Raw genomic sequence first — 22,123 nt, 5'->3', positions numbered from 1 at the left:
CAATAGGACGCTCATAGCGCAAACAGTATTGGCCGACGACCGTTCTCATGGGGGGAGGGATTATCTGGCTGAAGGAGCGATACGCTCTCCTCTCATCAATCGCGAACTCGGCCAATGGCAGACCGATCATCACGATGACAGGCCTGGGATCCTCGCGATCGCGAGCTGAGCGTTGGATCGAGGTCCTCGCATCGCATTTCAGTTCGAACCTCAGTTGAAGGATTTGTCATCCTGCGCTCTCCTTTTCGCGACGCGAACACTCAGCATCGCCTTGGGTGCCGCCCTTGTTCGCTGTCATTCTCTGTCTTGCTTGGGGGCCACGTCAGGTTTTGGACAGCCACCGCTAGTACCGAGGCGCCGAGACCGATGCAAGCGGAGACGCGACCATGAACCAATTTGACAATATCAACCCTGCCGGTAATCGTCCCGCTGCGTCCGAGACAAACGTGGAACAACGGCAACCGCAGCAAGCCCACTTTGAGCAGCAGCTGGCAGATGTGCAACAGCTGGGGCCTATATATGCTCACAGTCAGCTTTACGATGTCACTCAGGAAGACGATCGCCTGATCCAGGCAGCGTCTGGTGCGGCTCTCGAGCGAGGACCACCGCCTGGGCCGACAACCATCAGCATTTACGATCGCCGCCTTCGCAAGTTGGCTGAGGCGCTGAAGAAGGATGGCAAATCAATAGCGGCCCTCGATGATGATACGCTGCTCGATTGCGCCAAGAAGCTGCTGCCAAACGATAAGATTATCGCCCCAGCATTGTTGATTGTCAGCCGCTACCGCAAGCCTGGCGCCCCCCTTCGGATCACGACACATTACCGTCCATCGAACGAAGACGAACGCCTCATTAGGAAGGCCGCCGAGGCAGGCTTCGGTCGAGGGATCGACGCGAAAACGGCCGGAAATTACGCAAGCTGCCTCCGGAAGTTGGCGTCAGCTCTCCGCCCCCTGTCCATTGCCAGGCTCAGTGCCGACACGTTGCGCGGTCACGCCGATACTTTGTTCCCGAAAGACAAGATACTCCGCTACGCTTTGAACAGACTCCGCGACTATCGCGCGGGCGTCAGGCAGGACAATTTAGAAGGACAAGGAGGTGGCTCGCATCCGCCAACTCAGCCGGCCGCGCGTTCGTCCATGCTGACTGTCGAGAACCAGCTTTTGGAGAATGCTGCGGATCAGGGCGTATTGCTGGCTGGCAATCTCAATGCTCCGCAGGTTTGGGGTGAAATGGATTTGGCCGCTCATTCTCCCCTACAAAGTGTCGCGCAGGATGTGCTTTTCGACAACGCGGCGCGGAGCGGAGAGCTTGCGGTCTCCGGCTTCGATGCACCGTTACTTTGGCAGGGAATGCGCGCCCCCGCTTTCTCGTCCGTACAGAGTTTTGCTCAGGAAGAGCTTTTCGATGCTACGGATCGCGAGAGCCTGATGGCAGCCGCACCCTACGATCAATCGGCGCTTTGGCGAACGATGAGCGCAGCCTCCCATTCGAACCTGCAAAGCGCCGACCAAGCGGCGCTTTTCCATGGCATCGATCGAGATGATTTGCTGCCGGGGATGGCCTTCGATGCACCGGAACCGGCGTCGCGGGTGAATCTGGTCGTCCCTTCGCCCGTGCAAAGCATAGCCCAGAAACAGCTTTTCGAAGCCGCGGATCTGGAGGGCTTCCTGGTCGCGGACGATCTTATTGTGCCGGAGTTTTTGCGGGAACTGGAGTCAACTGCCAACCTGCCCATTGAAAGTGCCGGCCGAGAAGAGTTTCTCGATGCTGCAACCTCACCGCCGAACCCGCGATTGCAGAACCTTGCCTCTGAACAGTACTTCCCACGGATGATGGACCAAGGCGGTGCCGCCCCGGCCACAACGCCACTTCCAGTCAGCGAAAGCTTTGATGCTTCTTTGGTCGTTCCAGATGACTTCTCCCACGGCAACCAGCCCGCGCCGGATATGATGCGCTCCAAACTGAGCCATTGGGGTCTGTTACCTGACGCGACGCAGCCGGTGAAGACCTACGACATTCACGGTGAACCCTATACTGCTGTGTTAGGACCCGGAGGGCACAATGATATTCAGCTTATTCATCTGCGCTCTCTCGCCGTCGGCGACACGTTTGATGTTTCATTCGCCGTGCCGAAGGACTTTTCCCATCACACCCAGCCAGCTCCAGACATGATGCTTTCTAAGTTGGGTAATTGGGACTTCTTGCCTAATGCGGAATATCCGGTGATGAACTATGAGATTGCCGGTGAACGCTACACGGCTGTATTGGGACCGAAAGGGCCCAACGACGTTCAACTTATCCACCACCCTAGGTTCGCTTTGCGGGGTGAAGCTGCCCTTGCGACGCCGACGGCGCCCCTGCATACCTATGGCGGCCCTGTACCCGGGTTTAATCCATCCGCCACGCTCGAATTACGAAAGGACGCCCCTTCGGCACCGGGGCCAAACCTTCCACTTCCGTCTGCGGCTTCGGCATGGAGCCATCAGCCGGCCCCGCAAGTGCCTGAACTTGGAGAGTTGTTCGGCCAAGACTGGAGGCACGGCCCCCGAGAGGCTTCGCCTCTCGTGATCGACATGCTCCAAGACCTGGGCCTTCTGCCGAGCCAGGGCGTCCCCATGACCTGTTTTTTGATCCACGGTCAGCCCTACACGGCCGAAAGCCTGCCCGGAGGCCGCATTCTTCTGTTTCATCGGCCGCAATTTGACTGAGTGAGGTGCTCGTTGGCACCTTGCACGGCTACTCAGGCCGCCGAAACCACATCGAATCGTTTGCTTTCAGAGAACTTAAAACGGCAAGCGCATCAGAGGAGAGCTCGGCAAACTTGTCTCCGCGAGCGCGGAGAAGACCTTCAAAGACGCCGCTGGACAGCTTCACCTTCAACGTCGGTGACGGCCAACATGTCCTTCATATTGAGAATGTCGGCATAGAGATGGACGCCGTCCACGCGGTAGGCGATGTTCGTCGACAGGTTGGCAAGGTTGGTGTCCCGGACATACTCCTTGATTTCGATATCCTTGAGCGGCAACGCGTCGATCTTGGCGCCAATGCGCTTTGTCGCCCGATCCTTATTCCAATTGCGGCCTGCCTCTAAAGCTCCTGTTCAGCGCCGAGCGCCCTTTCGGTAATAAAATCAGATGCAACCGCAAATGGTGTGTCCCTGGAAGTTCCGCCAGCCTCGAACGGGAACAGCTCTATAGAACATATCAGGAACTCACGGGAGGCCCTGGCTAGCGATACCTACCAAGATCCGGGTCGTCGGGTGGGCTCGCACGTTAACTAGATTATTCTCATCATTTTTTGACGAGTAGCTTGCAGATGACGAGAATATCCCCATAATCTCTTCATAGGATGCAGAGATTATGCCGTATATTCACAACACTCCCGGCTGGCCCAGCTTCAACTGGAACGTTCAAAGCATTGCTGATCGGCTCGCCGCAGTCCGCCACAAGCAGGGGCGCCTCATAGGCCGCATGGAGCGCCTAGGCTTCCCACTTAAAGCAGAAGCAACACTTCAAAGCCTCACCGAAGAAGTCGTGAAGTCCAGTGAGATCGAAGGCGAAGTCCTCGACCGCAACCAAGTGCGCTCGTCAATTGCTCGCCGATTGGGCGTGGACATCGGTGCGCTTACACCGGCTGACCGGAATGTCGAAGGCGTCGTCGAAATGATGCTCGATGCCACAGAAAAATATGCCGATGAGCTGTCAGCCGAACGCCTCTACGCTTGGCATGCGGCGCTCTTCCCCACCGGACGAAGCGGCATGACCAAGATCGTGGTCGGTGCCTGGCGCACCGAGAAGTCCGAGCCCATGCAAGTCATCTCTGGACCCATAGGGCGAGAGCACGTGCATTACGAGGCTCCCGCCGCCGCACGGCTCGAAAATGAAATGCGCGCCTTTCTGGCCTGGTTTAACAGCCGGGCTGACATGGACCTCGTTCTCAAAGCCGCAATTGCCCATCTATGGTTTGTAACCATACACCCTTTCGAGGATGGAAATGGACGCATCGCGCGAGCCATCGCCGATCTAATGCTGGCGCGTTCCGAGAACATCACGCACCGCTTCTACAGTATGTCGGCCCAGATCGGTCGCGAAAGGAACGATTACTATGCGGTTCTCGAAAGAACCCAAAAAGGCGACCTGAATATCACCGAGTGGATTAAGTGGTTCCTAGATTGCTTGGGCCGTGCCTTTGACGGGGCCGCGGTGGTCCTCGCCAGCGTTCTGCGGAAGGCTACTTTCTGGGACGAACATGCGGGAAAGCAACTCAATGAGCGTCAGCGGGCCGTTCTCAACCGGCTTCTGGATGGCTTCCATGGAAAAATGAGTTCATCCAAGTGGGCGAAGTTGACAAAGATTTCCCAAGCGACGGCTTCGAGAGATATTGATGAACTCGTTGCACTCGGCATCCTGAAGAAAGACGCAGCAGGCGGCAGAAGTACCAGCTATTCTTTGATCGAGCCGATGGTAGAAAGCTCATGAAGGACGATCAAGAAAAACCCTTCGAGAAGACTCTCTCCACGCAACTTGTCCGAACCATCGATTTCGTCAAGTTCGCCGAAATCAAGAATGCCGCCCTTCTTACGTTCTCCTCGGCTTGGATCATCGGCACGATCAACTTGCTAACGAGCCAGGCCAGCTTGCCACTGGGTTACAACGTCGCATTCTGAGCGGCGCTTCCTCTTCGCTGTGGGCGGTCTGGTTTGTATTCTGTCGTTTGTCCCGCAGGTGTTGCCTCAGTTTTTCGAGACGGATGACGACTCCATCAGCTTACTGTATCGGGGCGCCGCGCCGGGCACACATTCAGGCGCTGCCTTTGACCTTATTCCATATGCGAGGCGCTCCAGACCCTGAGGACCCGGGGTGCCAGTCTGGTATCGACGAGTTTGCTCCAGGACTTGCCTACTTCGATCCAGCGGCATTTTCGCGCGGGCAAGGTCTCCAGCACTTTTTGGGCAATAGGTGCGAGACTCGCAGCTTCGGAGGTTGGGTCAAGCCCAGCATCTGCAAGGATTTTTAGGGCTGCCTCTTTGGATCGCATCCACGCCGCTTCGGTGAACCTGCTCTCCGAGAAATACTCGAAACAGGTGCGAAACGTCAGAGCACGGCCGACGACCTTATGGTTTGGTAATCCCGTCTCACTGAGCCATCGGCGCAAATGGTCGCACCATTCCTTGTTGCTGAAGTCGAGAAGATTGCCACCTTCGAAAATCAAAAGCGCCGCCATGCCGGCGATCTCACATCGCACGTCTTCATCTTGTTTTTCGAACCAGTCGCGGATTGCTTGCAAGGGCGTCCTCGGCATCTCGGCCGCGCCGGTCCGCTTGAACGGGACGACGTTTTCCAGTGGGGGCATGCGCGGCCAAGGCTTCCCGTTTGCGTCCCATAAGACCCAACGCTCTGCGATCGCTTTTGCTTCTTCCGGTGACCTGGTCCGCCAAAGTTCCTTGAGCGCCTCGTCGACGTAATAAGAAACATCCGCCTTCAGGCCACATGTACGCGCGATTGCTGCTAGGCGTCCGGCGTCAAGGAGCCGGGCCGCGAAGTTGTTCTCTGCGTTCATTTTCCGAGGTCTTTCGCGCCCTCTCCAGCGCGTCCCGTTCATTCTGCTCTAAACGCGCCACTAACCCGCTATTCACGCCGTTGAAAGTTAGCGGCGACGTGACAAGACGCCCGTCGGTATCGGCCGAGCAGGCGCCGTCTGCCTTATGTCACGCGCCACTAACTTCAGTGGCCAGCCACGGCCGCAACTTGCGATGGTAGCCATGCCCGGAAAGCCCCTAGGCACGGCTAGGTGTGTGCATTCTTCGTGCCAAGCAATAGTCGACAGTTTGGATGACGTTTGTGCTGGGTTTGTCAGCTTCCCGACATACTAAGGTCTCGATCCTAGCAGTAGAGTTTGTCCGCAGCGGGCTCAATCTTGATGCTGCCGTCTCCGCAACCACGCGAGCGACGTCGCTGGTGGATCAAAAAGCCATTCCGTTTTCGCTATTGGCGCTTTAAATTGGCACCCCTGCAGCAACGCTGGGCTCCCTCATGGTTAGTTTAGTCCGTCCAGTTCGTACAAAATTCCTGCTCCAAACTGGTTGCGGTCACTCTTTGACACACAACCTGCGTTCGAATCATCTCAATAGCAGTCTGGCCATTGGTGATTTGTGCTTTCTGTCTCAGGCGTCTTCAAAATCTTTCGACAACGACGGCAGTTTAACGTCGCCGGCACGTGCATACGAGAGAGATGCACTGATACTCAGTTAGGACAACGTTTACTCGTCGAATTTTGGACATCTTAATGAGCGTATCGGGTGCGGAGAATCTAACAACAGATCGTTCCTTTCCGAGGAAGATCATTTCTTTCTTCCATCGCCAAAAAGGGAATGGTTGGCCCTCAACTCTTGAGGAGGTCGATCGGCGCCGTGTTGTGTTTGCCTTAGTCGAACAAGCAATTTATCGAGTTGGCGCGTCGGCTTCGCCGACTTGGCTCGACACGCGCCGAGCCTCCCATCCCGGCCTTCGATCACGCCCCTCGCGCGGGGCTCCGCCCCGGCGCCCACGAGGACCGTTCGCTCGCCGCGGCCATCTCCCCAGCTTTCCGCGCTGCGCTTGTGCAGGCTGAGTGATCCCCTCGGCAGCGATCGTCCCTGCGTGCGCCCCCCTGTCTCAGTGGGCTGGGCATGACGATTCAGCGTGGAAGTCTGCGCTGAATCCTCACCCCAAAAGGAAAACTGAAAAATCAAGAACTGCGTCCAAACGACAGCTTAAGGGTTTGCAAACCCCACCCGCGGCAGTCGCGGCACGATCTTAAGCGGGATGGTTCAATCACTTTGACCGCATTCGGAAGCACGGAACCTTCAGATGAAAGGACCAAAAAGACGCGGGATGCATGATACGAGCGCATTGTCGGGCGGCCGAGGCGTAAGCGCCATCATTGCGGGGCCAGCAGCTTGATCGGGTTGAGCAATAGTCCTCATCGGATCGCGGATCAGGCGCGGACGTACTTTGGAACAGCCCGTCTGGAATGTTCAAATGACGGGCCCTTTCTCCGAACAAAATGAGGATAGCCGGAACCGCAGATCTTCCGACAACTGAGGTTCAATGAGGATCGATGGCCGTCATACGGTACTTTGGGACAGCAAGTTCGTGCACTCGATGCGCCTCAGGAAACGACGGCCAGAAACAATCTGGCCGTCTCTCACGATCGAAACCATCCGTCATGACCTGCGAAGGTGTTTGCACGGTTAAAGGATCAAGGTTTCGAAGCGCGTCCCCCTGCGCTGTTCTCTTCGTTTACCAGATGAACTTAGCGCCATCCGGCAGTTCGCAGATGAATTCGCCCTGGTTCACGAGTTCGGTGGTCCCGACAACAAGCTTCGAAGCCCGCACCGTGAGCCTGCCTTCGCGGCTGAGGCTATGGCGGATGTACTCGGTCACGGCATGTCCGGAGCTGTCCACCGTTTGGTGAGCATTGGCGAAGCTAATGCCGTTCTGGGGGGTCACCCTGAAGGCATTGATGACCAGACCAGCCTGGGTTGCCGACGCAGCTTTGCCACCCTCCGCGGCGGTACAGCGGCTCATGTCCAATACGAGCTTCACATTCTTGCCGGTCTGCAGGGCATTGAGCACCTCGATGTATTTCGGCGAGGGCTCATCGGCTCTCGCCATCGTGCTCACGCCTACGGTCGAAAGCAAGGACAATACGATCGCCAGTCCTTTGCCAGTACACTTCATACGCTCTTCTCCCTCAATAAGTACCACAGATCGCACGTTGCAAGACGTCGTGTAAGCCGATTGGCGGATTTAAGACATCAAGTGCCTACGACAAAGACAATTTGCCGCAAATAGACGCAAGTGGTTGTGACGGCTATTCCGACGTCACAACCTCGTAGGTCAGGTTTGCTAAAGCGGCTCGCCCCCGTGCGAAATCGACTAGAACGATTTGATCGAGCGTCGGCCGCTTGGAAACCACAAAACGGTAACCGGTCGCGCTCATCCATCGCAAGTTCGACGGCCGAGAGGATGCCGTTCTTGCGTCTTTGTAAGTAAACGACTTGAAAAGAACACGTCGGCCCGTCGCATCCGCCAGCTTGTCCATGTGATAGGCGGGCAATGACTGCTGACCCAGAGGGCGTGCCCGCAACGAGGTGGTGGTGGAGCGAACCTGACGCGGCGGTCCGAACAAGTTCAGTCAAGGGACCTGATCTCGGCCCATTCGAAACAGCAACGACAGAGAGCACAAGACAGCGCCGACTTGTGATCCCTGGCTTTTCGCGCCTTCCTTCTGGCTGACGATCGCCTCACTGATAAAATCCATCCGGCTCCCTCAAAGGCCAAGGCAAATGGCTTCCTTCCTGGTCCGTCAGCTTCTCGAAAGCTCCGCCTGCAATAGTCTGCGCCAATAGCCGGCACTCGAACGGAGACTGAAATGAATGTTGATCCCCGGAATGCCGCCGACACTCCATTCGAGGTTCACAACGTGCTGCAGCAGCCGAGCCGGATCGACAGGCAATCAGACGAGCTTAGCGCCCAGTCCAGCGCACCCGCACACAGTTCCGAAGATCAAGCAAGCTTTGAGCAGCAGCTGTATGACCTGGACCTCAATGACCAGGATTCGGTTTTGCCAAGGTCGGATTCAGTCTCGTCGGTGGCAAGCTCCGTAACCGGCACGTCGTCGTCTGCGTCGAACCAGGCGGCCCCGGAAGCCGGTTGCTATCCAGCCTCATCATTTGTCAGCGCGCGCGCCCAACTTGCCGCAACACTGACAGGTGCCACTCTTGAAACGCTCCGGAACGAGATCAACCTTGCCGAGCAGCAATCGGCACGTTGGTCACCGGCGACCGCACCTCCCGTCGATCGGGACCGCGTATTCGAGGACGTGGCGGGCTCGTCATATGTCACACTGCGGCGCTTTCAGAATCAGAACAGCGATTGCAAGCCGCGCAAGGAAGAAAACACAAGCGCAATATCGCATGTTCGTAACACGGCTCGGGATCACTCTTCCGTTGGATACCCGCTAGAGCGCTATCCTCTGGACCGGGCGCGCCAAGCTGGCTGGCATATGCGCGGCAAGACAACCGCATCTGCCTTCGTATCGTTGGTCGAGGATCCGGAAAAACTCGCCGTTTCGCGCGACCCTTGGGCAAGAGCGATCGCCAACCATGCGGACGCGCTGCACACCTACACGGTACCGAAGTCCGCGGTCTGGACGCCTGACGACGTGCTGAGCAGCATCGGTCTTGGAATGAATGCCGAAGATCCGGACCACGTCGACGGGGACGTCGATTTGATGTGCTCACTCGGCAGAACTCCAACCCGAGAGACTGAGCGCCTGTTCCTGGGCGGCAATTTGGAGAGTTACCGAACCGCAAGCGAAGCCAATCCCTACAAGCGCGGGAGTAATGAATAGATAATCTGTCGACCGCGCCATTTGGCAGGTTCGTTTGGGTTCATGCGCCGAGACGACCGCCTCAAGGTAGACCTGGAGCACGGCACATCTCACGCGTTACAATTTGAGCATAGGGCGTGGCACGACCGATGTCTGATTAACTCGTCGATCGAACGGGGCAGCCCTCTACGCAGTGCGCAACAGGCGGTTGAGGGCTCCGAGACGGAAAGTCGCACTACGACGGCCGGGAGGAGCTGGCCGTTTGGGGGATCCTGGTATCTTGACTGCGTTCTGACATCGCACGGCATCAATTTGTTAATGGCCATCCCGCGTGGCCGAAGACGTGATGAAATAAGCCGCTGAACGCGAAGCATCGCCCCTTTTAGCTAGCTTGACCTGACATTGAACAGGCGATCAACGCTTTGGCCGCGATCGCATCAGCTGTCCACTCGTCCGCGGCAAGCGATACTGTTGCAGCAAGGCCGATCCGTCACCTGGATGTGTTCCATCAAAACAATCGATTTTGCCGGGGACGGCTAAACGGCTCATAGTCGACCGCGATCTATGGAGGCAGCATTCAAAAATGACGTCTGGCAATCGATTCTCTCCTCAATCTCTTGATGATCAAATTGGCTCGCGCGATCACTCGTCCGCATCTCGGCTGTTAGCCCGTGACCGTCACGTGAACGCATACCCGCCCCGGTCTTCCCGCAAAATTGCCACGCATGTGGCGGATCCGTCGATCGTCCGATTGTGACGCCATGGCTTTGCTCAAAGCCTGGCACGAACGACTGGCTCTTCGTGCACATCCATGGCTCTGGCGCCAAGCTTGATCGGACGACGAAATGGTGACGACCTGGACAGCGCGAGACAAACCGCCATGCGCAGGTCGATGGTCTGGTCCAAACTGTGTCACCGTTAGCTCACAAGGCTTTCGACTTTGATGGCACCGCCACAAGCAGTCGAAGGCCCTTGAATCTTACCTAGCGTCAGATTGTAGGATTTCCGACAGTCTCGCGACAGAATCCGCTCGCGTGAACTCTTCCCGACAGGTAGCAAGAAATGCGAACGTCTCAAAAACTCAATGCTCGGTGGCTCCGCCTCGTTACGCTCCTCGATGGCTTCTCTTCAGAGCGGACATCGTGCGTCGCCTCTGCGCACAGCAGAGGACGAAGCATCCCACACGTAACCAGGGCAGGATCCAGCCGGCGAGAAGAACGGGGGCAGTCGCAATTTTGCTCATGCCGGTCACACACCGAGTTGGAGATCAAATCATTCATTCGCCGTTCATCCCGTGTGATGACACGGTGCCAGCGTAAGCACCTTAGGCGATGCGCGATGACAACACCGGATTCGATTCGTTCTTTGTTCGCAGCATTCGCTCCGCGGCGTGGGAGGACTTCAGCGCGTCCCAACTTCGGGACGCTTGGCACCTCGCGTGGCAATCCAGCGAGAGGATGCCTATCAGGCCGCTAGACGTACTGATCTTTTGTCATGCATCTCGGCCCTATCCAGCACTCGGCCAGATGCAGAGCGCGTGAACCGTCTTAAAAGCGCGGGAAAACTTGCATTGTCGTGGCTTGACGACACTACAGGCTCAACAGCCTAGCAGGACCGACCGCGGATTAAGACGAATTGGGGGAGTTTCCAAAATGTCAACTTCGCTTGTCTGTTCGGCCAATTCCGCCGCTCTCGCCTGCGATTTCGTTTCGCTCGTGCGGTTTGGCGCAATCGCTCCTGCAGGCGGCGGGCTCGGCCCACAGATGCATCAGCGCGCTGCCAAGGCTTTCAACCTTGTTGGAAATCGCAGAGCTCTTGCCGACATACAGGGTCTTTTGAACGGTGTCGCCGGCGGAGATGCGCGGCAGGCCGCCTATCCGATGACGATAGACCGGCAGACATTGATCGCCTGCCACTATGCTCCACCCTGGCATTTCCGACTTTTCGAATTCGCGTCAAAGCGGCCGCCTCTCGGATCCACCGAGCTTCATGGTCAACCGTGACACGCTCAAGTCCTGCCGAGGATGGACGAGAGGCAATGAATGCGAATTCTCCTGGTTGATCATCATGCGGACTTTGGCCGCGCCGTGAAGGAAGCGCTCTTGAATTGCGGCTTCGCCGTTGATGTGACGCGCACACTGGATGAGGCGTCGGCCGCGCTGGAATGCGCGAACTACCACATGGTCCTGCTCGAATCTGTCTTGCCCGACGGAGACGGACTGGACTGGCTGAAGCAGTTACGGCGCGAGGGACGATCAATGCCGGCGATGATGATGAGTAGTCTCAATGATCTCAGCCGCCGAATTGCAACTTTCAATGCAGGTGCGGATGATTTCCTGCCCAAGCCCGTGTCTATCGACGAACTCATCGCCCGCATGCGAGCTATTCTGCGGCGGTCGACGCAAATGACGGCGCCGGTGGTGACATTCGGCAATCTGCATTTCGACCCGATCGCAAGGCAAGTCTCGGTTGGCGGCCGGATACTGAGAATTGCGCGGCGCGAAGTCTGCATTCTCGAACATCTGCTCAACCGCGCCGGCCGCACCGTACCGCGCACATCGTTGGAAGATAGCTTGTATGCGTTTGACGACGAGGTCTCGACCAATGCGCTGGAAGTCGGGATCTATCGCTTACGCGCGCATTTGAATCAGGCCGGTGCGACGCTCAGGATCAAGACCGCGCGCGGGGTCGGCTACACCCTTGAACTCGTCGGCGCAGCATCGGCTGCCTAGCAATCTAACTTGAAAGCAACAATCCCTTGAAGGTCGTCAAGAATGCTGCCGGCGCCAGTTTGCCGCCGATGGTCATGATCGCGCAACGCTCTGCCGCCCTGCCCCGCTTGTGCTACGCCCTGTGCGGACTTGCTCTGCTATTTCCACTTGCTGGCGCAGCCGAGACCAAACGGGACGGCAAAGGAGAGCCGCCACGTGCGGCGCCTGGCAGCACCACCGGCACGCTCAACCTCACCTCCTCACAGGGCAAGACGGTTCATCTGAACGCGCCGGCAGCGAGCATTTTTGTTGCCGACCCGACGATCGCCGATTACCAGGCGCCATCGAGCAGCACGATATTCGTATTCGGCAAAAAATCCGGACGAACCAGCCTGTTCGCCTTGAACGAGAACGGCGAGGCTCTCGCCGAGCTGCGCGTCGTTGTCACCCAGCCGATCGAGGACCTGCGTGCCACGCTGAAAGCTGAGATCGGCGATTATCCGATCCAGGTCAGCTATACCCCACGCGGCGCAATCCTTGGCGGTACGGCTCCCAACGCCGATATCGTCGAGACGGCCAGGAAGGTGACCGAGCAGTTTCTCGGTCCGGGTGCGCTGGTCGTCAACAAGATCCAGGTGGCAGGCTCGCTGCAGGTGAATCTGAGTGTGCGGGTGGCAGAAGTCTCCCGCAGCGCCGTCAAGGACCTCAATATCAACTTCACGGCTTCCGGTCCGAACGGCGCTTTCCTTGTCACCGGAAAAGGTGGCGGTTCCGGGCCGGCCCGTGGCGGCGGCACGATCGGCATCGGGTACAGCGCTGGCAATACCAACCTGAGCGCGGTTCTCGACGCACTCGCCAGCGAACACCTCGCCTCGATCCTGGCTGAACCGAACCTGACCGCCATGTCTGGGGAATCCGCAAGTTTTCTGGCAGGTGGCGAATTTCCAATTCCGGTGATGCAGGACAACCGGCAAGTCTCGGTCCAATTCCGACAATTCGGAATCAGCCTGGAGTTCGTCCCGACCGTCCTCAGCAATAATCAGATCAATATCCATGTGAAGCCTGAAGTCAGCGAACTGTCGAAAGAAGGCGAGGTCAGCGTCAACGGAATATCGGTGCCCGGTCTCTCCACGCGTCGTGCCAGTACTGTCGTCGAGCTTGCCAGCGGCCAAAGCTTCGCCATTGGGGGGCTTATCAGACGCAATTTCAGTACCGACATCGGCACTTTTCCTTGGTTAGGAGATGTTCCGATCCTTGGTGTGCTGTTTCGCTCCTCTTCATTTCAGAAGCAGGAGACCGAACTGGTCATCATTGTCACTCCCTACATCGTCCGACCGGGATCTGGCCCGGGCAAGATGAGCGCTCCAACTGATCGCATCGGGCCGCCTTCGGACGCAGGGCGCACCCTGACGAATACGCTGGCTGGTTCATCGAAGGGCCGTGAGGCGGCGCCCGCCACGGTCAGATCGGGTGCAACCGTCGGTGCCGGCTTTATCATTGAATGAGGACTGCCAATGACCTTGCGACGACACCTATGTCTTTTGGTCGCAGTTGCGGCTGCCCTTGGCGGATGTGCAAATAGTACTGCGATTTCTTCCGGACCGGTCGGACAAGCGGTCAGCGTGGAGCGGAAGACCAGTGTCCTGCTGCTTCAAAATCTTCGTCGCAACGAGAGGTACGGCCTGCGGGATTTCATTGCGAATGCCAGCCGCGGCCGGCGCGATGCACTCCAACTCGACGTCGCCGGCTCACCGCGGCTCGTAGCGCAAGTTGCCCATGAGGCGCGCGCGATGGGCATTGCCCCCTACAATATCCGCCTGTCCGCCTCTCCCGTCGATCTACCCGCACATTTCGGGGTCCGGATCGAGGCAATTACCTACGAAGCACATCCTGCCGCTTGTCCGCCGTTCGCTGTCACCGGCCCTTCTCTCGGCGACAATTCGTTCGATCCAACGCTTGGCTGCTCAGTTCGTAATAACCTTGCAGTCATGGTCAACGATCCCGGCGACCTGCTCGGCAATAGCGCCGTCATGCCGACCAGCGGTGATCGGGCAGTGCTTCCCATCACAGTCCGCGGGCCCGCGGCGACCGGCAATCGCAGCAATTTGGAGGATGGAACCCAAAGCAAGGGTGCGCCCGAAACCCAATAATATCCGGCCAGGACCAACGACGCCGGGCACTCTGGTTTCCATATCAGTTTTACGATCGGCCGACGAGCGCCTGGACTCCGGTCTGAGCTCGGCCGTTGTTTTTGGTTCGCGGAGCTTTTACCAAGTCCTGCGACAATAGGGCTTTTGACCGAAGGTCTGAGCGCGTCGACGCTACACAAGGCCGGCGGCAAACACCGCCTTTGCGACCCTCTCGAAACAAACCATGGGAACGGCCTTGCCCATCGCACCTTTACTGATCAGCTGACGCGCCAACACATGATCCTCGACAATGCTCAAACGCTGGGCCCGCGCCTGCGCCAGTAACTCTGACGCCGCCTCGTCTTCACCGCGGCACACCAGGACCGGGACGCCTGTCTCGCCCCGCACGTAGCGCAGCCCAATCACCGTCGCCGGTCCAGTCAATATCAATGTTGCCCGGTGGATGCCGAGCGGAGACTCGTTCGCCGACTCGCGACGGAGCCTGCGGTGTTCACCCTTGATGTGCGGATTACCATCTTGTTCCTTGGACTCGCGCTTGGCCTCGCTCTGCGTCATGCGCATGTCGCGCAGGAATAACCAACGCTGAATGAGCAGATCGGCGAGCCCACCAATCAAAAAGGCGCCGGCAGCAATCGCTATCAGTACTTTCAGCTCGTTAAAGACAAAACCAAGGCAGCTTAAATCGCACACCGGCAAATAGACCAATGCCCTCCAACCTGAGAGCACAGTGAAGACGAACGTGGCGCCAAGAACCAATACTTTGACGAGGGACTTTCCAAGCTCCACAAGCGAGCGCTGGGAGACAATCCGCTTCAGCCCTTTGACCGGATCCAATTTCTCAAAGCTAGGTTTCAGTGGCTCGACGGAAATCGTCAGCCCGCCGTTGGCCAAGATGCCGGCCAAGATGGCCGCAACCAACGCCGCACCCAGAATGGGGGCTACGGCTGCCATAGAAAGGTCCATCAATCCGACCAAGGCCTGCCGGACCGCACTGTTGAATGGCTGGCCCTGCAGCTTGTCGATGAGCCGCACCGCTTCGCGCCATCCGTCTTCGATCGGGCCTGCCCTGAAGCACAGGCAGCCGAAACCAGCGCAGAGGCTTGCCGCGGTCACAAAGTCGGCGCTGCGCGGGCTCTGCCCTTTCTTACGCGCGTCCCTCAGCTTCTTGTGACTCGGTGGAAGCTTTTTCTCTTCACTCGTATCATTCATTTCAAGAACTTCTCGAGCCGCTCCAGCACACCGTCGAACTGAACGATCTCGGCGCCCATATATTCGATCAGGAAGACGGTGTAGCTCACCATGATGATGCCAAAGGCAGCATTCTTGATGGTCGGAGAGAGATCGTTCAGCTTGATTTGCGGCGCAAAGCGCCCAAGCAGCATGAGGGATACGTCAATCAGAAGCAGCAGAGCCAGCACAGGCCCGGCGACCACGAGCGTCGCATGCATGATATGGTCGAGAAGCTTGATAAATTCCATTGCCCCCTGCTGGGTCAGGGGCGGTAGCAGCCGATACACGGGCCAGATCAGATAACTCCCGTAAAGGCATCTGACCATTGTCTGCAGGCCTCCCGATACGACGAAGATCGTAACCGCCGCAGTTCCGAGAAAGAGCCCCATTGCGGAGGTTTGGCTGCGTGTCGCGGGATCGTCTACCTGACTGGAGATGCCGCGCTGGGTATCAATGATGTCACCAACGGCTTGGATGCTCCAAAGTGGTATGCTGAGCAGAAAGCCGAACAATAGGCCGATAAATATCTCCTTCACACCGAGGAGCGCGACCGCAATCATACGGGTGCCGGGATCCAGCGCCTGCAAGCCGCTCTTGACTTGCATCAAGCAAGGCAATCCAATTACAATCGTCACGCTTGCGCGGATCATCCCGCCAATGTGCGGCCGCGTGAATACCGGATGAACCAGCATAATGCCAAGCGCACGGGCCGCGCTAAGTCCAGCCGCAACGACGAATTCGACGGCAGTCTGAACCAGACTTTGCGTCTCGGTGGGTGACAACGCATCCATTTGAGCTCAGCTCACCGCTCGCTTCAAGCTAATCTAATCGCCCGGGCGCCTCGCCATTATGCGAGTCGTCAACTCTGCTGGTCATCTACCTCGTGTCCGAGCGGCTGCAAATCGACATACCTAGCGCTAGGGCCACGTCACTTGCGCTTCCACTCTCCGCAGCCACGGCTGTCCACCAATAAGGTATGACCATCTCAATGATAGGCCCCCCAAATAGCGCCGTTACCGGGCCAGCAAGCCAAGCTCCTTTGGCTGTCACCGGCCCGTAGGGCGGTTTCTGGTGACCTGGAGCTTCGGAGCTTGCATCAATTCAACAGTTCGCGGCGATCGGTCTCGGCCGGCACTTCATCGCGGCTTGATCCATCAGATCGTCAAAACCCTGCGCCCACTTGAGATCAAATCGGTTCGCCTATCCACCTAGTTAACAACTCGCCAGGTTATGCATCGAGGGCCAGGCCTCACAGCAGATCATTTCATCGTGGAGCCAGACTCGAATTGAGTGGATGGCAATTTCAGATGAGGTCATTCCTCCTTCGAAGGCCGATCGAGCCGAACAGGACAGTCCGGACATCTATCTGTCCCATGATAATGAGGCGAGCTTTCGGTAAGCTGACGAAACTCGTCTCTTCCATGGTTCAAAATGAGGACAGACAAGCGCGACGCCATAGCTGCAGGCTTGGTCCGCCTTGCGTTCCCCGCACTAATACCTCGCTGTGAGCGCCGGGAACTCGGTGAAGATGTGCTGTGCTTGCTCGATCAGTGGCGCGCTCAGCACCGGGGCAAACAGAACGAGAACCGCGACGACGACGAGGAGCTTCACTGTCAGTGGCAAGGTTTGATCCTGGAGCTGGGTTGCTGCCTGCACGATGCCGATACCCAGTCCGGCCACGAGCGCTGCCAGGAGCGGCGGAAGAACCCAGATCATGAACAGGACAAGTGATCGGCTCAGGTGGGTGAGGATGCTGGCTTCGTCCATCTCAACCTCCGGGGGATGCGTAGCTTAACACCAGTCCGTGCATGAGCCGCGACCAGCCGTCGATTGTGACGAACAGAAAGAGCTTGAAAGGAACGGATATCATTGTTGGTGACACCATTGACATGCCCATGGCCATCAGAATTGTCGTCACGATCAGGTCGATCGTGATGAACGGAAGGTAGAGAAGGAAGCCGATCTCAAATGCACGCTTAAGTTCCGAGATCAAAAACGACGGCACGAGAATTGCCAAATCATCGGCTGTTGCGTTGCTGCGCATCTCGTCCGACCAGATATGTTCCGTCGATGACAGGAAGAACGTGCGCTGCTCCTCAGTAGTGAACTTTTTGAGGTGGGCGCGCAGCGGCTCGCTGCCCTCCTTAGCGGCGATCAACCAGTCGTCGGCGGTTTGGTAGCGAAGTTGCGGATCGGTCACGCGGTTGTAGGTCTGCTCGAACACTGGGGCGCCTATGAACACGGTAAGAATCAATGCAGCGCCATACAGAACGATATTCGGTGGTATGGACTGAGTCCCGAGCGCGTTGCGAACCAGGAACAGAACGACAGAAACCTTTATGAAGGCGGTCGTTGTGACGACTGCGAACGCCAGCAGGCCAAGGCCGACCGTCGCCGCAAGAAGCGCAAGGATGCTCGGTTGAATGTCAACCATTGACCGCCAACCTGCTACGCAACCGGATCCCAAGCGCCTCACCGATGCGCACGATGTCGCCCCGGCCGATCAATTGACCGTTGGCTACAATATCGACCGCACCGTCCAGGGACCGCCCAAGTTCGAACACGTGTCCCTCGTTGATGCTTCTCAACGTACCCAGCGGGATAGGCCAGCGGCCGCATTCGAACACAAGCGTGATCTCAACACTGTCGATGTCGGCTTCCGAGGGCGGGATTGCTTGTTCCGTTTGGGGGCGTATCGTCATATTTACATACCTTAGAGGATGGGGCTGCAGGCGGAATGGTCCGCGAAGGACAAGTCTGTCGTCCACGGCCTGCGCCGGCGCCCACAACTTGTCCGCCGTGAGGATCAGCTGGCTATGGGCAAAGGGAATGAGGTCGGGCAGCAGTGCGTCGCCGGGCTGTGCTTGGCGAAGTAGCCTGACAGGCGCCCGCAGCGAGCCGATCTCTGTCTTAAGCACGACCGGAAATTCCGACGAAATCTTGCCTTGCTCTCGCGGTAATTGACCAATCAACTCGCCTAGCAAGCGAAACGCAGAAGGAATCAGACCGTCAAGCGGCGCGAACAAGAACAGGCGAGCCTTTCCCGCCAGCGCTCCGATGGCAACATCGAGCTCCAGATAGGGGTCTTTGGCCGTTGCGTCTTCGATGCGGATCAGCTGCACATTCGATGCGAGAACGTTCTCTAATCCAGCGATCCAGGGTTCCAGTGCGAGCTCGAGAACGAGCGAGCGGGTTGGGTCGGAAGGTAACGTAAGGCCCTGCTGGACCGTTGAAATCAGTGTCTCGACGAGAAGACGAGGCAAGGACAAAACAGCTGTCTCGCCGCCGGCGCAAAATACGCAGTCGAGCATCGACATGTCATATGGCTCCGCCTGCCAGACAAGCCGGCTCACACGGATGGATAGTGGCTTGTCGCCAAGGCGGCTCTGCAAGATGGTACGCCGTACGGCAATCTCGTTGGCCCACGAGACCACTTCATGCGCCAGCTTCACCGCTGGCTGAAATAGTGCGGGTTCAGCCACGGCGCTTACCGACAGGTTGCACAGGCGCAGTTCGCGACGTCATAACAGAACCAGCCATTAGAACGCCCCGCCGATCGTCTGGCTGCGCGAACCACCCTGATATCGGAGCAAAACCTCATCGTCGGCGTCGATTTCGGCCGCAGACTCCGAACGGACGGCGCTCGCGCGCTGGACATTGCCCTCAATCTCTTGCCATTTCTGGCTCGCCGCCGAACGCCCGGCCCATAGTGCCCGCGCCTCACTCACCGCCCGCTGTGCCTCCTCATGCGCGATGCGTGCCTGCTCAAGCGCCTGACGCGCCGATTCGATCTCTGCTGCCAGTCGCCCAATGACGAGTTGACACCGTCGATCGAGCTCGGTCACGGACGTTGTCTCGAGCTGCGCCAGTTCCCGATAAAGTTCAGCTTCGACCTTGGCGCGATGCTTCTGCGCGGCTTCAAGACCCTCAGACGCCCGCTGCAGCGCGTCGGCTGCAATTCGGCGCTTGGCTTCCATGTTCGACAATTCACGAAGCGCGCTTCGCTCCCTCATGTCTTTCACCAGCCGCAATTTCGACGCTTGCACGGGATTCAGGCCGTGAGACGCGACATCCATGAAACGGTCTCCTCAAAGCTGGACGGCTCGTCCTGTCCCTGGCGCAAGAATGCGCGCAGTTCCTCGATTGAATCGATTGCCCGATCAGTCAGTGGGTCGCTGCCGGGCTTGTATTCACCGACCTTGATCAGAAACTCAGCCTCATTGTAGCGCGAGAGCAGATCGCGGAAGACGGAGGCCGCCTTGCGATGTGGCGCGGAGGCGACCGCATCCATGACACGACTTCGGCTCGACAGCACATCGATGGCGGGAAAATGCTCGCGCGAAGCCAGCGCGCGCGAAAGAATGATATGACCATCAAGAATGCCGCGCGACTCTTCGGCAATCGGATCGCCCGTGCCGTCACCTTCGACAAGCACTGTATAGAATGCCGTGATGGAGCCCCGCTCTCCCATACCGGCACGTTCCAACAGACCGGGCAGCAGCGCAAAAACGGAAGGAGGAAAGCCGCGTCGGGTGGGAGGTTCTCCCGCGGCGAGGCCGATTTCGCGCATCGCGCGGCTAAAGCGCGTCAGCGAATCCATCATTAGCACGACCTGCAGTCCTTGATCCCGAAAATACTCCGCGAGTGCGGTCGCCATATGAGCGCACTGCGCCCGCTCCATTGCGGATCGATCGGATGTCTCAACGACAACGATCGTGCGCGCAATGGCATCTCCAATATGACGTTCAATGAATTCACGCACCTCGCGGCCGCGCTCTCCTATGAGTGCAACTACGGTGACATCAGCGGCCGCCCCTTTTACAATTTGCGACATCAGCGTCGACTTACCGCACCCAGCATCTCCATAGATTCCGATCCGCTGACCTTCGCCACACGTCAGAAGCCCATCCAACACGCGAACGCCGAGAGGAAATGACTGCTCGATGCTACGCCGTTTCATCGGGTTGGGTGCCCTGCCGCGGAGCGGACAAGTGTGGACCGTCTTTATGGGCCCCTTGCCGTCGAGTGGACGGCCGAAGCTGTCGATCACGCGACCGAGCAGGCCGGGCCCGACCGACACTTCCTGCATGCGCCCGGTCGGGACCACTTCCGCGCGGTGTGACAGGCCCACCATATCGCCGATAGGCGTCAGCAGAACCCCATCCGGCAGCAAACCGATGACTTCCGCCTCAAGCGCCCATCCGGATGCGTGATCCTGCAACAGGCAAAGTTCTCCGACACGGGCCCCTGGTAATACGGCATGAAGTAACGTGCCGATCGCCCGCGTGATCCGTCCCCGCACAGCGCGCGTATCGACATCCTTTGCTGCGGACCTTACAGATGCTAGCGCCGCATGCAAATCTCCTTCTCCGGCTGCTTGATCAGGGTCTGATCGTTGCATCGTCACGATTCGCCTTCCTGAGAAGATGGATCAAGGCTGAGACGCAGTTTGCGGAGCTGTGCGGCAAGTCCTAAATCCACATTGCCAAACTCGCTCCACAGAACGCACTGGTCAGGCCCCATAGCCGGGTCCGGATCAATTCTGACTTTCGGCCGACCATCCGTCCCGTCGAACGCCTGGAATTCATGTCTTAGTGCATCAGCGTTCACAGGAGACACGTGAAGGCATACTTCTGCGCTGCCATATGTTTGCTCGACGGCGTGACGAACGGTCCTTACCAGCATCTCGCCGGGATCAAAGGAGCCCAGCAGGTCGGTCAATATCTCAAGGACGAGCTGTGGCAACTCCTGTTGCAGAACGGCTTTTCGCCGGGCCACATCGGAAGCAGCTCGGGCGATCAGCTGTGCCATTTCATCCGATCCTGACCTAAGACCCTCGCTGTGGCCGCGCTCCCGCTCTTGCTGATGGGCTTTGCTTGCCCAGCTGCGAACCTGCCGCAGATAGCGGTCGGCTAGCGCACGCGTCTGCACCGCATCGTACCAGATGCCGAGTTCCGCGGCTGGTATGAGTGGACCAAGCGGCCTTATCCGTGGGCTATCTGGCCGGGCTATTTCATCGGCCGTCATGCCGCTGACGCCTCGCTGGCCAAGTGGGCTACCACCAAAGACAGCAAACGACTCGCTGCGTTGTGGTGTTCGGCTGCTGGGGATTCGGCGGCGGTCCCCACAGGTAAACGGAAAAGGACGCGCACACGGTCAAGCTCTGATGCGTCCTTGAGCCAGGCACCAAGGCAGGCATGTCCGTCATGTTCAATCTGGCTCGATAGTTTATGCGGATCGACAATCGATGTGGTCGCGACTGCGCCAGATAAGTGTCGGATTGCGAAAGCATGTGCTTCCGCACCAATATTTTCGGTCAGAATCGCCACATCATGCTTTGACACAAGCTTCAGCACCGAACGGGCATGCCAGATACTGCCAGCGAGCAAGGCCGCCCGACGCGGATCATGCCCGAACAGAACGTCCCTGCCCCAGTCAGTTACATTCGATGCCAGTTCACTTTTCAGCAGCAATTCGGCCAGTCTTTGCTGCAGCCTCGGAGTCTTCTGCAACTGAAGCACTGTGGCCTCCGACAGGAGCCCATCAAGATGGCCGGCCAAACGGCTGGGATGGATCAAGACGGCAAGCTCGCGCAGGCGATCGGAATGCGCGTTGAGTGAATGATTTTTGTCGAGGGATACCATCTATACGGAC

20 protein-coding genes are annotated in these 22,123 nt (G+C 58.0%); 7 read left to right on the top strand and 13 right to left on the bottom strand.

All coding sequences use genetic code 11. The features are described from left to right. Positions 1-386 precede the first annotated feature (386 nt). The gene (locus tag ACVMIH_RS36405) at positions 387-2,711 is read left to right on the top strand and encodes a hypothetical protein (RefSeq protein WP_456865073.1); all 2,325 of its coding nucleotides are present in this window, start codon (positions 387-389) and stop codon (positions 2,709-2,711) included. A 140-nt stretch (positions 2,712-2,851) separates the two neighbouring features. Here the strand turns inward: ACVMIH_RS36405 and ACVMIH_RS36400 are convergent, their stop codons facing one another. Next, positions 2,852-3,028, bottom strand: a complete 177-nt coding sequence (locus ACVMIH_RS36400) for a hypothetical protein (RefSeq protein ID WP_456828199.1) — start codon at positions 3,026-3,028, stop codon at positions 2,852-2,854. A gap of 334 nt (positions 3,029-3,362) precedes the next feature. Between ACVMIH_RS36400 and ACVMIH_RS36395 the strand changes: the two genes are divergently transcribed. Both ACVMIH_RS36395 and ACVMIH_RS36390 read left to right on the top strand, forming a co-directional pair. After that, a complete protein-coding gene (locus ACVMIH_RS36395; RefSeq protein WP_456828198.1) occupies positions 3,363-4,481 on the top strand; it encodes a Fic family protein in 1,119 nt (372 codons plus the stop codon). Then, complete coding sequence (locus ACVMIH_RS36390; RefSeq protein WP_456828197.1) at positions 4,478-4,669, top strand: hypothetical protein; 192 nt, start codon at positions 4,478-4,480, stop codon at positions 4,667-4,669. Before ACVMIH_RS36395 ends, ACVMIH_RS36390 begins: the two co-directional genes overlap by 4 nt. A 152-nt stretch (positions 4,670-4,821) precedes the next feature. Here ACVMIH_RS36390 and ACVMIH_RS36385 read toward each other — a convergent pair whose 3' ends face one another. Together ACVMIH_RS36385 and ACVMIH_RS36380 are read right to left on the bottom strand one after the other, a co-directional pair. Beyond that, positions 4,822-5,562, bottom strand: a complete 741-nt coding sequence (locus tag ACVMIH_RS36385; protein WP_456828196.1) for a hypothetical protein — start codon at positions 5,560-5,562, stop codon at positions 4,822-4,824. Between the two features lie 1,721 nt (positions 5,563-7,283). Beyond that, positions 7,284-7,724 carry a VirK family protein gene (locus ACVMIH_RS36380; protein ID WP_456828195.1) on the bottom strand — a complete coding sequence of 147 codons (441 nt, stop codon included), beginning with the start codon at positions 7,722-7,724 and terminating at the stop codon, positions 7,284-7,286. 694 nt (positions 7,725-8,418) lie between these two features. Here ACVMIH_RS36380 and ACVMIH_RS36375 point away from each other — a divergent pair. Then, entirely contained in the window at positions 8,419-9,399 is a 981-nt protein-coding gene (locus ACVMIH_RS36375) for a hypothetical protein (protein WP_456828194.1), read from the top strand. 1,634 nt (positions 9,400-11,033) lie between these two features. Here ACVMIH_RS36375 and ACVMIH_RS36370 read toward each other — a convergent pair. Then, positions 11,034-11,294: a hypothetical protein gene (locus ACVMIH_RS36370; protein WP_253624694.1), complete on the bottom strand. Its 261-nt coding sequence runs from the start codon at positions 11,292-11,294 to the stop codon at positions 11,034-11,036. Between the two features lie 126 nt (positions 11,295-11,420). Between ACVMIH_RS36370 and ACVMIH_RS36365 the strand changes: the two genes are divergently transcribed. From ACVMIH_RS36365 to ACVMIH_RS36355, 3 genes are read left to right on the top strand one after another with little or no spacing between them, the layout of a single operon-like run. Further along, the gene (locus ACVMIH_RS36365) at positions 11,421-12,110 is read left to right on the top strand and encodes a response regulator (protein WP_163152289.1); all 690 of its coding nucleotides are present in this window, start codon (positions 11,421-11,423) and stop codon (positions 12,108-12,110) included. A 26-nt stretch (positions 12,111-12,136) separates the two neighbouring features. Further along, positions 12,137-13,594 carry a type II and III secretion system protein family protein gene (locus tag ACVMIH_RS36360; RefSeq protein WP_456828193.1) on the top strand — a complete coding sequence of 486 codons (1,458 nt, stop codon included), beginning with the start codon at positions 12,137-12,139 and terminating at the stop codon, positions 13,592-13,594. 9 nt (positions 13,595-13,603) lie between these two features. Then, positions 13,604-14,239, top strand: a complete 636-nt coding sequence (locus ACVMIH_RS36355; RefSeq protein WP_456865071.1) for a CpaD family pilus assembly lipoprotein — start codon at positions 13,604-13,606, stop codon at positions 14,237-14,239. 171 nt (positions 14,240-14,410) lie between these two features. Here the strand turns inward: ACVMIH_RS36355 and ACVMIH_RS36350 are convergent, their stop codons facing one another. The 9 genes from ACVMIH_RS36350 to ACVMIH_RS36310 form a co-directional block, all read right to left on the bottom strand. Next, positions 14,411-15,448: an EscU/YscU/HrcU family type III secretion system export apparatus switch protein gene (locus tag ACVMIH_RS36350; protein WP_456828191.1), complete on the bottom strand. Its 1,038-nt coding sequence runs from the start codon at positions 15,446-15,448 to the stop codon at positions 14,411-14,413. Then, positions 15,445-16,260, bottom strand: coding sequence for a type III secretion system export apparatus subunit SctT (sctT, locus tag ACVMIH_RS36345; RefSeq protein WP_456828190.1), 816 nt, complete (start codon positions 16,258-16,260; stop codon positions 15,445-15,447). The genes ACVMIH_RS36350 and sctT overlap by 4 nt, the downstream gene beginning before the upstream one ends. A gap of 700 nt (positions 16,261-16,960) precedes the next feature. After that, positions 16,961-17,236 carry an EscS/YscS/HrcS family type III secretion system export apparatus protein gene (locus ACVMIH_RS36340; RefSeq protein ID WP_025038819.1) on the bottom strand — a complete coding sequence of 92 codons (276 nt, stop codon included), beginning with the start codon at positions 17,234-17,236 and terminating at the stop codon, positions 16,961-16,963. A gap of 1 nt (position 17,237) precedes the next feature. After that, complete coding sequence (gene sctR / locus ACVMIH_RS36335; RefSeq protein ID WP_456828189.1) at positions 17,238-17,903, bottom strand: type III secretion system export apparatus subunit SctR; 666 nt, start codon at positions 17,901-17,903, stop codon at positions 17,238-17,240. Further along, positions 17,896-18,951: a type III secretion system cytoplasmic ring protein SctQ gene (gene sctQ / locus ACVMIH_RS36330; RefSeq protein WP_456828188.1), complete on the bottom strand. Its 1,056-nt coding sequence runs from the start codon at positions 18,949-18,951 to the stop codon at positions 17,896-17,898. Before sctQ ends, sctR begins: the two co-directional genes overlap by 8 nt. A 57-nt stretch (positions 18,952-19,008) precedes the next feature. After that, on the bottom strand, positions 19,009-19,545 hold the full coding sequence (locus tag ACVMIH_RS36325; RefSeq protein WP_253624700.1) for an HlyD family secretion protein: 537 nt from the start codon (positions 19,543-19,545) through the stop codon (positions 19,009-19,011). Further along, a complete protein-coding gene (gene sctN / locus ACVMIH_RS36320) occupies positions 19,521-20,870 on the bottom strand; it encodes a type III secretion system ATPase SctN (RefSeq protein ID WP_253626046.1) in 1,350 nt (449 codons plus the stop codon). The genes ACVMIH_RS36325 and sctN overlap by 25 nt, the downstream gene beginning before the upstream one ends. 2 nt (positions 20,871-20,872) lie before the next feature. Further along, complete coding sequence (sctL, locus tag ACVMIH_RS36315; protein WP_456828187.1) at positions 20,873-21,496, bottom strand: type III secretion system stator protein SctL; 624 nt, start codon at positions 21,494-21,496, stop codon at positions 20,873-20,875. After that, complete coding sequence (locus ACVMIH_RS36310) at positions 21,493-22,113, bottom strand: nodulation protein NolU (protein WP_253624702.1); 621 nt, start codon at positions 22,111-22,113, stop codon at positions 21,493-21,495. Before ACVMIH_RS36310 ends, sctL begins: the two co-directional genes overlap by 4 nt. Between the last annotated feature and the right edge of the window lie 10 nt (positions 22,114-22,123).

It is taken from the genome of Bradyrhizobium sp. USDA 4503 (assembly GCF_054055815.1).
Note: the sequence above shows the minus strand (reverse complement) of the source record. Positions and strands in the feature narration are given on the sequence as shown.

Bases quoted from the DNA above. Each gene is read 5' to 3' on its own strand.
- ACVMIH_RS36405 (WP_456865073.1), top strand. From the start codon at position 387: ATGAACCAATTTGACAATATCAACCCTGCCGGTAATCGTCCCGCTGCG.
- ACVMIH_RS36325 (WP_253624700.1), bottom strand. From the start codon at position 19,545: ATGGATGTCGCGTCTCACGGCCTGAATCCCGTGCAAGCGTCGAAATTG.
- ACVMIH_RS36380 (WP_456828195.1), bottom strand. From the start codon at position 7,724: ATGAAGTGTACTGGCAAAGGACTGGCGATCGTATTGTCCTTGCTTTCG.
- ACVMIH_RS36365 (WP_163152289.1), top strand. From the start codon at position 11,421: ATGCGAATTCTCCTGGTTGATCATCATGCGGACTTTGGCCGCGCCGTG.
- ACVMIH_RS36395 (WP_456828198.1), top strand. From the start codon at position 3,363: ATGCCGTATATTCACAACACTCCCGGCTGGCCCAGCTTCAACTGGAAC.
- ACVMIH_RS36350 (WP_456828191.1), bottom strand. From the start codon at position 15,448: ATGAATGATACGAGTGAAGAGAAAAAGCTTCCACCGAGTCACAAGAAG.
- ACVMIH_RS36390 (WP_456828197.1), top strand. From the start codon at position 4,478: ATGAAGGACGATCAAGAAAAACCCTTCGAGAAGACTCTCTCCACGCAA.
- ACVMIH_RS36310 (WP_253624702.1), bottom strand. From the start codon at position 22,113: ATGGTATCCCTCGACAAAAATCATTCACTCAACGCGCATTCCGATCGC.
- ACVMIH_RS36340 (WP_025038819.1), bottom strand. From the start codon at position 17,236: ATGGACGAAGCCAGCATCCTCACCCACCTGAGCCGATCACTTGTCCTG.
- sctR (WP_456828189.1), bottom strand. From the start codon at position 17,903: ATGGTTGACATTCAACCGAGCATCCTTGCGCTTCTTGCGGCGACGGTC.
- ACVMIH_RS36385 (WP_456828196.1), bottom strand. From the start codon at position 5,562: ATGAACGCAGAGAACAACTTCGCGGCCCGGCTCCTTGACGCCGGACGC.
- ACVMIH_RS36375 (WP_456828194.1), top strand. From the start codon at position 8,419: ATGAATGTTGATCCCCGGAATGCCGCCGACACTCCATTCGAGGTTCAC.
- sctL (WP_456828187.1), bottom strand. From the start codon at position 21,496: ATGACGGCCGATGAAATAGCCCGGCCAGATAGCCCACGGATAAGGCCG.
- ACVMIH_RS36355 (WP_456865071.1), top strand. From the start codon at position 13,604: ATGACCTTGCGACGACACCTATGTCTTTTGGTCGCAGTTGCGGCTGCC.
- sctN (WP_253626046.1), bottom strand. From the start codon at position 20,870: ATGCAACGATCAGACCCTGATCAAGCAGCCGGAGAAGGAGATTTGCAT.
- sctT (WP_456828190.1), bottom strand. From the start codon at position 16,260: ATGGATGCGTTGTCACCCACCGAGACGCAAAGTCTGGTTCAGACTGCC.